The 11,468-nt window shown below is 49.0% G+C and carries 12 protein-coding genes; 6 read left to right on the plus strand and 6 right to left on the minus strand.

Translation table 11 applies throughout. The features are described 5' to 3' along the window. Positions 1–12: 12 nt before the first annotated feature. Positions 13–201 carry a hypothetical protein gene (locus JOY44_RS07105; protein WP_203031945.1) on the minus strand — a complete coding sequence of 63 codons (189 nt, stop codon included), beginning with the start codon at positions 199–201 and terminating at the stop codon, positions 13–15. Between the two features lie 95 nt (positions 202–296). Here JOY44_RS07105 and JOY44_RS07110 point away from each other — a divergent pair, with 95 nt between their 5' ends. The 5 genes from JOY44_RS07110 (at position 297) to hppD (ending at position 5,631) form a co-directional block, all read left to right on the plus strand. Next, positions 297–563: a helix-hairpin-helix domain-containing protein gene (locus JOY44_RS07110; RefSeq protein WP_171572946.1), complete on the plus strand. Its 267-nt coding sequence runs from the start codon at positions 297–299 to the stop codon at positions 561–563. A gap of 54 nt (positions 564–617) precedes the next feature. Then, positions 618–1,502, plus strand: coding sequence for an ABC transporter permease (locus JOY44_RS07115; protein ID WP_171572947.1), 885 nt, complete (start codon positions 618–620; stop codon positions 1,500–1,502). 120 nt (positions 1,503–1,622) lie between these two features. Further along, positions 1,623–1,820 (plus strand): hypothetical protein, encoded by a 198-nt coding sequence (locus JOY44_RS07120; RefSeq protein ID WP_197985030.1) that lies wholly within the window; start codon positions 1,623–1,625, stop codon positions 1,818–1,820. A gap of 188 nt (positions 1,821–2,008) precedes the next feature. Continuing rightward, positions 2,009–4,285, plus strand: coding sequence for a PBP1A family penicillin-binding protein (locus tag JOY44_RS07125; protein WP_171572948.1), 2,277 nt, complete (start codon positions 2,009–2,011; stop codon positions 4,283–4,285). Between the two features lie 155 nt (positions 4,286–4,440). Continuing rightward, complete coding sequence (gene hppD, locus JOY44_RS07130) at positions 4,441–5,631, plus strand: 4-hydroxyphenylpyruvate dioxygenase (RefSeq protein WP_171572949.1); 1,191 nt, start codon at positions 4,441–4,443, stop codon at positions 5,629–5,631. Here hppD and JOY44_RS07135 read toward each other — a convergent pair. Next, positions 5,596–6,216 carry a CPP1-like family protein gene (locus JOY44_RS07135; protein WP_171572950.1) on the minus strand — a complete coding sequence of 207 codons (621 nt, stop codon included), beginning with the start codon at positions 6,214–6,216 and terminating at the stop codon, positions 5,596–5,598. The genes hppD and JOY44_RS07135 overlap by 36 nt on opposite strands. Positions 6,217–6,597: 381 nt before the next feature. Here JOY44_RS07135 and JOY44_RS07140 point away from each other — a divergent pair, with 381 nt between their 5' ends. Beyond that, on the plus strand, positions 6,598–7,323 hold the full coding sequence (locus JOY44_RS07140; RefSeq protein WP_322091340.1) for a response regulator transcription factor: 726 nt from the start codon (positions 6,598–6,600) through the stop codon (positions 7,321–7,323). Between the two features lie 241 nt (positions 7,324–7,564). On the opposite strand, the gene JOY44_RS07145 is transcribed toward JOY44_RS07140, so the two are convergent. The 4 genes from JOY44_RS07145 to JOY44_RS07160 all read right to left on the minus strand — a co-directional run bounded on the left by JOY44_RS07145 (position 7,565) and on the right by JOY44_RS07160 (position 11,419). Next, positions 7,565–8,134, minus strand: a complete 570-nt coding sequence (locus JOY44_RS07145; protein ID WP_171572047.1) for an IS630 family transposase — start codon at positions 8,132–8,134, stop codon at positions 7,565–7,567. Next, on the minus strand, positions 8,128–8,637 hold the full coding sequence (locus tag JOY44_RS07150; protein WP_171572048.1) for a helix-turn-helix domain-containing protein: 510 nt from the start codon (positions 8,635–8,637) through the stop codon (positions 8,128–8,130). The genes JOY44_RS07145 and JOY44_RS07150 overlap by 7 nt, the downstream gene beginning before the upstream one ends. A 79-nt stretch (positions 8,638–8,716) precedes the next feature. Next, on the minus strand, positions 8,717–9,982 hold the full coding sequence (locus JOY44_RS07155; protein ID WP_171572952.1) for a dihydroorotase: 1,266 nt from the start codon (positions 9,980–9,982) through the stop codon (positions 8,717–8,719). A 15-nt stretch (positions 9,983–9,997) separates the two neighbouring features. After that, positions 9,998–11,419, minus strand: a complete 1,422-nt coding sequence (locus JOY44_RS07160) for a histidine phosphatase family protein (protein WP_197985031.1) — start codon at positions 11,417–11,419, stop codon at positions 9,998–10,000. Positions 11,420–11,468: the final 49 nt, after the last annotated feature.

An 11,468-nucleotide genomic window follows, 5' to 3' on the forward strand; every position in this document is an offset into this window, starting at 1 on the left:
GCATGTAGCCTACTAGCTTTTAAGTTCTTGGATGAAACTCTGGGGCACCGCCCGTGATCCGCCCGTTTCCAAGCGTCCGGGTTTGCCGCTACCACGAGCGGAAGCTGCTTCTGGGGAAGATGAAAAGGCAACACTCACTAAAGGAGAAATCACGACAACAATCATCAAGGCGTTAAGGGTTAGTTTTGTAATGGTGTTCATGGTGGTCAATTCCTTGGGGGCTTCTAGGGGCTTATTGACCTTTACGATTGAACAACTCAAGATTATGCAGGTCGGATAAATTTTTTCAGATCAGGATGAAAAAACGAAGCGAATTAGAGCAGATTCCAGGAGTCGGCAAGGCGATCGCCGAGGACTTGAACAACTTAGGAATTCATCGTGTGCAAGAGTTGCAAAACCAAGACCCAGAGGTTTTGTATCAGCAAGTTTGTGACTATGAAGGTAAACCCGTCGATCGCTGTATGCTGTATGTGCTTCGGTGCGCGGTTTACTATGCCTCTACCGAAAACCCAGATCCTGAACTGCTGAAATGGTGGAGTTGGAAGCACAAATCTTATCCATAGCAGTACGGCTGATTCATCAGCGGTTTACACGTTTATTCTCATCCTCTGTTTTCTATGGCTCTGAGTTCTTCGATCGCCCGTCTCTTTAAACCTAATTCTGCCAGTCTGTCTCTGCGGCTGACTCAAATTGGCTTGCTGATGACTTTGTTTTTCCTAGCGTTGGCGTTAATCGCTCCGCTATTACAAGGGATCGACTGGCTGCAAGATCCCACGGAGTTTTTGGATAATGCTCCCCAACAAGCTCCATCCTGGCAGCATTGGTTTGGCACCACGCAACTCGGCTACGACGTTTTTTCACGCACGGTGTTTGGCACTCAGGCAGCTTGGCAAGTGTTGATTTTGGCGACACTACTGGGGTTGGTGATTGGCATTCCCTTGGGTATGATGAGCGGCTACTTAGGCGGCAACCTGGATCGGCTCCTATTGTTTTTAATGGATACAATCTACACGCTACCTGGATTGCTGCTATCCGTGACCCTGGCGTTTGTCGTGGGACGCGGAGTGTTGAATGCCGCGATCGCCCTCAGCATTGCCTATATTCCCCAGTACTATCGGCTGGTTCGCAACCAAACGATTGCCGTCAAAAATGAACTATTTGTTGAGGCAGCCCAGGCAATGGGAGCTTCCACTTGGCATTTGTTGACTCGCTACTTATTCCTTAATGTGGTGCAGAGCGTTCCAGTGCTGTTTACACTCAATGCAGCTGATGCCATTTTAATCTTGGGCGGTTTGGGCTTCCTTGGTTTAGGCTTGCCAGAGGAAACGCCAGAGTGGGGCTATGACCTGAAACAAGCATTAGATGGACTTTCTACGGGCGGCATTTGGTGGACAACGTTGTTCCCTGGTTTGGCAATGACCCTCATGGTGACCGGGCTATCCCTTTTGGGAGAAGGGTTAAGTGACTTAATCAATCCCCTGTCAAATCGAGATGAAAGATAGCCGTAAAGAAAGTGTGGCAGAGTAGGATAACGGACACATTAGCCAGACAAAAAGAAGTTTAAAGTGGCTCATAGTGCAAGTTCCCAATTTTGAATTGCTCACTATTCTTGGGGAGGCAGAATGGAGATTTTCACCGAGTTGCAGGCGATGTCTCAAACAGCGGAGGTTGAGGATTGGGCACCTCCAATGCCGCTCACAGACTTGATTTTTGATGATGGAGCATTGGAAAGTAATCGTCATCGTATCGCTATCAAGCAACGCGCAGAAGGCTTAGCAGAAAGACTTCGAGAGGTGGGTATTGACCCTGGGCAGGTGTAAAAAACGCGATTCGCAGAGCAAATCTCTCACGGGGATCGCGCCTTGTGATGCAGCCGCTAAAATAAATCAGAAATTCACCGAAATTCTCACTTGTGGGATTGATTCTCCCTTCTAAAATACTCTGCGATCGCAACCCTGATTTTCCCTAGCCTCCAGATCCTTCTCCTTCCCCTTTACCCTCCTATCCCATGTCCCCTACTCCGCCTACTCGTCCACCCAAAACTTTTCTGGGGAACCTGACGCAAGCTGTACAAGCCCGTACTCAGGTACTTCTCACTAAATTAAAACTCAATCCCAACTCAAGGGTGCCAGAGCTTTGGATACAGGAAGCGGATGCTGCCAAGGCTGAGGTATTTCCGTTGTTGGGCGATCGCCATCTGTTAGGGCGCAGTTCCAAATCCTGCGATATTGTCATTCGCAATCCCGTAGTCAGCCAGGTACACCTGTCACTGAATCGGGAAAAGCAGCCGCCAGGATTTTTAGGCTATTTTTGGCGATCGCCCTTCGTCATGCAAGATGAAAACTCTACCAATGGCATTTATCGGGGTAAACGACGGGTGCGATCGATGGTAATGCGCCACGGCGATACGTACACATTGGGACCTGCGGAATTAGCAGACGGAGTTCGGCTCAAATTCAACGATCCGCCGCCGTGGTTTGTGAAAGGCTTCCGCTATAGTGTCTATGCCTTGGGTGGACTCTCTGCTGTGGCAGTTGCTATCACTCTTGTGGAATGGCAAAAATTCAAAGTTACGCCGTTGCCCAACTCGGTGCAAGGTCCAGTCATGATCTATGCTCGTGATGGTGAAACACCGCTGAGTTCCCCCATCACCCGTACTCATGGCGAAATGAAAGGGCTGAACGAATTTTCACCCTACTTGGCTAACGCGATCATTGCCTCGGAAGATTCGCGGTTTTACTGGCATATGGGCGTTGATCCAGTGGGGGTCGTGCGGGCATTAGTGGCAAACCTGCGCGGCGGCACGATTCGAGAAGGAGCCAGCACCCTGACTCAGCAGCTTGCCCGCAGTATTTTTCGGGGCTATGTGGGCACTGATGATACCGCTTCCCGCAAACTGAGAGAAGCCGCTGTGGCCCTCAAGCTAGAAACTTTTTACAGCAAAGACTTTTTGCTGCTGACTTACCTAAACCGAGTTTATATGGGCAGTGGAGCCTACGGTTTTGAAGATGCAGCACAGTTCTATTTAGGTAAAACAGCGAAGGATGTCACCCTTTCAGAAGCGGCAATGCTGGTGGGCATTTTGCCTGCGCCTAATCGATATAATCCTGTACGAGATTATGAAAAGGCAATCTCTCAGCGAAACGGTGTGCTGCAACGAATGCAGGAACTGGGCATGATCAACGGCGAAGACGCTCAGCGGGCACGGCGATCGCGCATTGAAGTCAACCCGAAAGCGAAAGAAGAACTGGACAGCATCCGTGCGCCCTACTACCACGATCAGGTGTATGCCGATTTAGAAAAACTACTGGGGGTAGAAGTTGCCAAGGAAGGAAATTTTATTGTTGAAACGGGAATAGATATCGAGATCCAGGCACAAGCAGAGGCAGAGTTACGCAATGCGGTAAGCTCCACGGGAGTCGATTCTGGTTTTTCTCAAGGGGCAATTGTGACGCTGGATGCCAAAACAGGGGAAGTGTTGGCGTTGGTCGGCGGCGTGGACTATAAAAAAAGCCAGTTCAATCGGGCGACCCAAGCACTACGTCAGCCCGGTTCCACCTTCAAAGTGTTTGCCTACACGGCTGCCCTCCAGCAAGGCATCTCGCCGGGAACATCATTCTCCTGTAATCCGCTGAATTGGGAGGGACAATACTTTGATGGCTGTCGCGCCGGTAACGGCAGCATGGATATGTACAATGGGGTTGCCCAATCGGAAAACGCGATCGCCCTCCGGGTTGCCCAAGAAGCAGGCTTAGACCGGGTGGTGCAAACCGCCAAGCGAATGGGTATCCAATCCGACCTAAAATCGGTTCCAGGGCTAGTTTTAGGGCAAAGTGAAGTCAGCGTCATCGAAATGACCGGAGCGTTTAGCATTTTCGCCGATCGCGGCATTCGCAATTATCCCCGCACCATCCGCCGGGTTTTGGATGCCGGAGATTGCCCCAATCGCAAAAATCTCAAAACCTGTCGTGTTATCTACGCCTTTAACCAAGACTCGGAGCAAAATCAGCCAGTGATCAAGCCCGAAGTTGCCGACACCATGACGACCCTGTTGCAAGGCGCGGTACAAAGCGGCACCGGAAGGAATGCGGCGATCGGTCTGGGAGCCGCCGGGAAAACGGGCACGACTAACGATAATGTAGATTTGTGGTTTATCGGCTTTCTGCCCACCCAAGGCTTGGTAACCGGCATATGGCTAGGCAATGACGACAACACCCCTACGGATGGCAGCAGCGCCCAAGCCGCCCAACTGTGGGGCACCTACATGAGCCGGATTGTTCGATAGACAGCGACGGTCGGGATCAAAGATCAGGGATCAAGGTAATGCATCTGAAACCTGAAATCTGCTCAATAAATGAGTCCGTAGAGACACTCAAAAAGGCTGATATAAGGGCAAAATGAACACTTGGAAGTACTGGAGTGTTCAGTTGTGGAAACGTTATGAATGTTGACCATGTGTGTTTTTGTGTAGAGGATGCTAAGGCGTTGTCGGCTTGGTTTATTAACCACTTAAAGTTTCAGGCGATCGCCAGTGGAATTTGGCAAGACACCGCGATCGAAGTACTAAACTCTGGCTCCATCTACTTCTTATTGTGTTCACCCTTAACCCATGACAGCGCTGCTGCCCGTTTCTTACAGCAACATCCGCCTGGTGTTTCCAATGTTGCTTTTAGGGTGCCAGCGATTGAATCCGCGATTGCTCAAGCAACTAATCAGGGTGTTGAACTTCTGCAACCTATTCACCAAGAACAACAAGCAGCAGGCATCCTGAAATGGGCAGAAATTCAGGCGTGGGGCAGCCTTACACACACCTTTATCGAACGCTGTGGAATTACATCTTTGTTACCACAACTCACCAGTTCAGCCAGCCTCCACTCTGTTCAAGTAGATCCTGCTCAGTCCTTTACTGTTAAGAACGAAACCGAGGCAAATTCCAGTTCGGACACTTCACCGATTCAGTTTCTTAGCATTGATCACATCGTCCTGAATGTTGCCAAGGGTGAACTAGATGCCGCTGTCAGTTGGTACGAAAGAGTATTAGGATTACAGCCCAATCAAAAATTCGCGATTCAAACGGAATATTCAGGACTGTGCAGTCAAGTGATGCGCCATCCTTTAGGAAATGTACAAATTCCGATTAATGAACCCTCTTCTACTAATTCTCAAATTCAGGAATTCTTAACTGTTAACCGCGGTGCTGGCATCCAGCATATCGCTCTTGAAACGGTAGATTTAATTGATGCGATCGCCCAACTTCGGCAAGCAGGCTTACCTTTAATCTCAATCCCTTCCACTTATTACACTCAGCTACAGGCGCAGCCCGAATGCCCCTTCTCAAAAACCGCTTTAAACAGTCTTGCCAGTCAGCAAATATTAGTCGATTGGCATTCCAAGGCAGAGGGGCAAACAGCCCTATTGCAAATCTTCACTCAGCCAATTTTTACTCAGCCTACCTTTTTCTTTGAGTTGATTGAGCGACAATCCAGCCTAATTCCTGGGCAGCTTCAACGCGCTCAAGGATTTGGAGAAGGCAATTTTCAGGCATTGTTTGAGGCAATTGAACGAGAACAAATCAAGCGTGGTAACCTGCCTCTCTTAGTGCAAGAAACTGCTGACCAACCACAAAAGTAAAAACGTAAGGATACTAGCAAAGGTATCGACCCCAATCCCAATTGGCAAATTGGCAAACAATCCAGCAACGAATTCATAAGTAAAACTGCCTAAGAGCAAGCCCAAAAGCAAGCCGACAAAGGTCAGTAAAACCGCACGTCCTAACTTGCGCTCTTTGCGGTAAAGAAAATAGAAAGTAGAGCCAACTCCACCAATTAGCGCGATTTGAACGGCTGTTGGAGCGAAGATGACCAATGCGCTCAGCCCAACGCTGACCCCCAAGGGTCGTAAAATGTCTGCCCGTGAAGGAGTGTCAACCAGACGCTGCATCCAGGCTGGCGAATTGTTAGGCAAATCGACCTTTGGATTAGAAGGCGGCTCAGCCAATTTTTCCGGGAAACGAATGCGATCGGGCACCTTGATTTTTCCTTCTTGGCGCAGACGGAGACGATCCATTAATACCGCATCATAGGCCGCATCAATTTTCCGAATTTGCTCCTCGTTTCCTTCGCATTCAGCGCGCAGACGGCTCTTGGCAGCCTGAATGTCCTCAAAGCTAGAGCTTTCCGTAACCCTAAGCTGCTCGTACGGGTTTTGCTCAGTCATACCATATACTCCACATCCTTCTCCGGCTACCTTAGAGCCTATCCGAAAAATGAGGATACTTACAAATCTGCATTATTGATAAGTTAATTTATTGAAATTGTAATTTAAGCAAAACGGTCAGATTTTCCGGAAAAACAGGAATTGTTGGGCACCTTATGTAAAGGTAAGGCATACTAATGCTGGAGTAAACATATCCCAATGAACGATCTTATAAGGATCATCGGTGTGCTGGGTTCAACCCTGAAAAACATTTGCTTAATGCTCAATCTCTTTCTTCTATTCGATGGTCAGTTTTCAGACTAGTGCTGTTGCCCTTGCTGATGTCTGCCTCACGCATCAAAAGTTAAAATTTGTTTTACACTTCCTCACGAACGCAAGGTTATGAATATGGCTCCTGCCAAAATTCTCGTGGTTGATGACGATCCTGCAATTCGGAACTTGATTCACCGTTTTTTGACAAAGCAAGACTACCAGATGGAGTCTGCAGAAGATGGGAAGAGCGCGATGATCGCGTTTGAACAGTTCAATCCAGATCTTGTGATTTTAGATATCAATTTGCCAGATGCCAACGGTTATGCCCTTTGTAAGGAAATGCAAGGGCGAACCAGCGTATTTGTGCTGTTGCTAACAAGCCGAACTGATGAAGGCGATGTCATTCGAGGATTTGCTCAAGGTGCCGATGATTACATTACCAAACCGTTTAGTTTGGGTGAATTAGGCGTTAGAGTAGGGGCAATTTTAAGGCGACAACGCACGGTTACTACAGGTGAGCAGCAATTACTCACGTTTGAAAAGTTAGTGGTTGACCCAGTACGGCGTGAAGTCAAGCTAGCTGGAGAGTTTGTGCCTCTCACAGCGTTAGAATTCGATTTGCTTTATTTTTTGGCAAAAAATCCGGGGCGTGTGTGGCGACGGGCGGAACTGATCCAGGAAGTTTGGGATTATGAGTATGTGGGCGATCAGCGGGTGGTCGATGTCCACATTGGGCAAATCCGCAAGAAAATTGAAATCGATACGAGCCAACCTGCACTGATTCAAACCGTGCGGGGTGTTGGGTACAAGTTTGAAGCCCCTATGAATGGCGACAGTGCCAACGCCTCTGCTTAGCTGTCTTTTAACAGAATCTTCGTTAGGCACCCCAAAAAACTATCCAGATTGACGATCTTTCCTAGGTCAGTTTGAGGTGCACTGAGGGCAGCACATTGGGATCGATAGCAAATGAGGGATTCTTGAGCCAGCCAAATGATGCCTCATGCAAGCGAGAAAGGTAGTAGACCAGGCAATTGATTATCGAACGATAACGAGAAGGGTTACCTTCGGCGCACTTCGCGAACAATCTGATACCAATTTAAACAGTATTCAAGGCAGATAGGGCATCCAGGATAAAGGAATAACCTGTGAGAGAAGCAATTACTTGTGGTGTTAACTCAGCCAGGAGTTGATCGATTTTGACTTGTAGTTGGTCGAGCGTTTTGAACGCAGCCCACTTCAAACTTGCCTTGAGATGTTCCCACAACCTCTCAATAGGATTTAGCTCAGGGCAGTAAGGCGGTTGGAATAACAAGATGATGTTCTCTGGCACCACCAACGCTTTACCCTTGTGAAACCGCCCGTTATCCACTTGCAAGACGTTCAGACTATCCGGATAAGCGTTGGAAAATTCATTCAAGAATCGTTGATAACACTCGGTATCAACATGAGAAAATTGCAGAAAAAAGGACTCTCCCGTGGCAGGTTCAACCGCCCCGTAGAGCCAGAACGCTTTGAACAACCACTGCCACTGCCCAATCGGTTTGATGCCACACGCCGTGATCAATCGTCCCATCAGAGTATGCAGTCCAAAACGACTCTCATCCTGAGCAAAATAGCGAATGGGACGTTCATCCTGCCCCCGGTGGCGAGCATACTGACTCAGCAAGCTGAGGTCGCCCTTGAGGTTTGCTTAAAAGCAGATCGCTGTTCACTATCCTGCTGGCAATTTTGAGGACGAGCAACCTTTAGCTTGGCTTTGAGCCGATAGCGGGTCATTTGGTAGACCGCGTGATACTCCGCTTCTACTCCCAAGGTTTCTGCCAACCACTGTTGTACTGCTCCATAACTTTGAAAGCCGTGTCTCTGTCGTAACCGCTTTGCCAAAGCATCCTCTGCCCATTGGGGTATCACTCGCACTCCCCCCGGCGATTTCTTGATTTCTAGCATCGCCCCCACTCCTCCAGTGCGATACATCAATAGCCAGCTTTGCACCGTGTTTCGATGTTTCCCGACCGCTTTGGCAATCGCACTAATGCTCGGCGCATTCTCTTGTTTCAACCAGTAGAGCACTTGCAATCGTTCTTTAGCGCTTGGCGTTTCGGCTTGCCGCAACTGTTGAGCTAAGTCGTCCAAACTTTCTTTCACGTCTATTGACATTACACCTGCCATGACTAGACTCTCCAAACAACTCCGCTCAGTCTAGTCCATTTGCCGCTTACTCAATTTAAATTGGTATGAGAAATATTTTTTAGTAACGCCACGTTTTAATGACTTGACCTTGAATGTCTTGATCCAACCAAGGCGTGTTTGAAGCAGATGATTTTAGCGAATGGGACTTTGCGAGCCAAAAGTGCTGAGGATCAAACAGGAGCATTTCTGCTGGTTGGCCGATCGCGATCTCAGGGGGCTTTTGTTGTAGGCAAATTGCGGGACGAGTACTCAAAACTGACCACAGTTTGATTGCCGTCCATAAACCGGACTCAACAAACCGATGCCATAGTAACGGCAGCGCTAGTTCTAGCCCAATCGCGCCCGGAGGAGCTTCGGCAAAAGGCACCGTTTTTTCTTCATAGGTGTAAGGTCTGTGGTCAATCGCGATCGCATCAATCACGCCTTGATGCACTGCGTCAATCAATGCCGTTTGGTCTGCTGGAGTTCCCAAAGGCGGATCGAGCCGCAAATTTGAGTCATAGCTGGCAATCATTTGAGTGTTCAGCAGTAAATGCATCCAAGACGTGCTGGCAGTGATGGGCAAGCCCCGCTCTTTTGCTTTGCGGATCAACTCTACGCCACGCGCCGTAGAAATTCGCATCAAATGTACTGGGGTGCCAGTGGCTTCGATGCATTCTAGTAGGGCGGAAAGGGCTGCGGTTTCGGCGATCGCAGGAATGCCAGGTAGCCCAATCTGGATGGAATCCGATCCTTCGCGCATCACCCCATTGCCTGTTAGTTCTCTATCACAAGCCCACAGCATGATGGGTTTACCCAGTGGCTGTAGATATTCCAACAGGCGGCGCACCATCATCAAGTTTTGCAACGGTTTCCCGTCGGCAAATCCAGCAATATCTGCCGTTGCCAGTTCCGCCAACTCAGTCAGTTGCTGCCCTTTGACCTCTTGGGTCAGCGCTGCCCAAGGCTGTACTAAAGGAACAGAGACAATAGACTGGAGATTAGCTTGGTCATGTAGCCATGCAATACTAGCGAGATGATCGAGGGCAGGAGCCGTGTCGGGCAAAATGGCAATGCGGGTGAAACCACCTGCCGCTGCTGCTTGCATCAACGATTTCAGGGTTTCACGTTCTTCAAAACCGGGTTCTCCAGAGTGACTATAGAGATCGACGAGTCCAGGTGCCAAGATTAAACCAGACCCTTCGTAGATTGTCGCGTTGGATGGATAATCGGCGATCGCGTCTTCTACTGCCGTGACGATGCCATCAGTAATTAAAACATCGGCAATTCGATCCGTTTGGGAAGTCGGATCAAGCAACCGAACTTGTTTTAGAAGCTCATTCATTCATACCTCAGCACTTTATAAAGCTCCTGCTGCCGTCTTATCCAATACACCGCCATCCAAGTGTGCTGTGATGTTCATTGCCATCATCACAGGCGGTTGATCTGCCGCTGCATAGTCAATCACGCTAACGGCTCCATTGCCTTGCTTGAAGCTCCAAAAGCGATTAGGCTCCAATCCCAACACGTAGCAGAGAATCGCTTTGTTTACGGCATCATGGGCAACAACCAGGGTAGTTCCCGGTTTAGGCTGGTTGACCGCCGCTTGGACGATCTCATCCCAGGCAGTCGTGGCGCGATCCCACACTTGCTGTAGATTTTCTCCCGCTGGCATTTGCACCACTTCTGGCGTTTGCTGCCAACGCTGTAGTTCTCCGGGAAACTCTTGTTCAATTTCGCTTTCTAGCTTGCCTTCCCACAATCCATGGCTAATTTCCTTTAAATTGTCCTCAAAGTCCAACGCCACATCCGGATGATGCTGCAAAATGACTTCTGCTGTTTCCTTAGGGCGCAGCATGGGACTGGTGATGGCATGGTCAATCGGGATGGCTTTTAGGAATTCTGCCGCCTGGTTTGACTGCGATCGCCCATTGTCATTCAACGGCACATCAATCTGTCCTTGAAAGCGCTTCTGGCGGTTCCACTCCGTTTCGCCGTGGCGCACCAGCAATAGGCGCGTATGATAGCCTTGCTTCGGATTGGGCAGGGGTTCGCCTAAGTGCGCGGTTTGGTTTAACGATTCCACCTGCACCAAATCACCCCATCCTCCGGCAAAGTTGAGGACGCTGATACCGCAATTGGACTGCTGAACTGCCTGATAGCCGCTAGCGTTTAGCCCGATCGCCGTGCCAATGAGTGCCCGATTAATGCCGCTGTGGGCAACAAGCAGCACCGTTTGATTCCCGTGATTCGGGAGAAACTCTTGCCAAAACTGCTGGGCGCGATCGAATAGCTCTACTACTGGAAAATACTCCGCCGTTTCGCCATTCTCCTGGGGAATCATCATGCTCAATTTGTGAGGATAATTCTTCCACTGCTCATATTCATTGGGATATATTTTTTCAACATCGCCAAACAGCATTCCTTCCCACAGCATCAAATTGATTTCTTTCAGGCTGTCAACCGGCTGCAGGGGCACTTTTGGCGCAGTTTTTAAGTGGGTAAGCACAATTTCTGCGGTGTCTTTTGCACGGCGTAAAGTGCTGCTATAAACGGCATCAAACGAAATTTCACTGAGCGCCTCTCCTACCTGATGCGCCATCGCCTGCCCTTGATCGGTCAGGGTTGATTCATCCAAAAAACCCTGCACTCGACGCTCAACGTTGAAGCTGCTTTCACCGTGACGAACCAAAATGACACGAGTAACCATATGAGGAAGTGGGAATAAGAATTTTGGATTAAAGTGGTTGCGATGAATTTGCGATCGCTTAGCCAGATGCATTCTACCCTGTTCCCATGCTCTACTTGAATCCAGTCATTTTTCCAAAGTG

Origin of the sequence: Leptolyngbya sp. Cla-17 (assembly GCF_016807185.1) — a bacterium.
Taxonomy (GTDB): domain Bacteria; phylum Cyanobacteriota; class Cyanobacteriia; order Leptolyngbyales; family Leptolyngbyaceae; genus ULC077BIN1.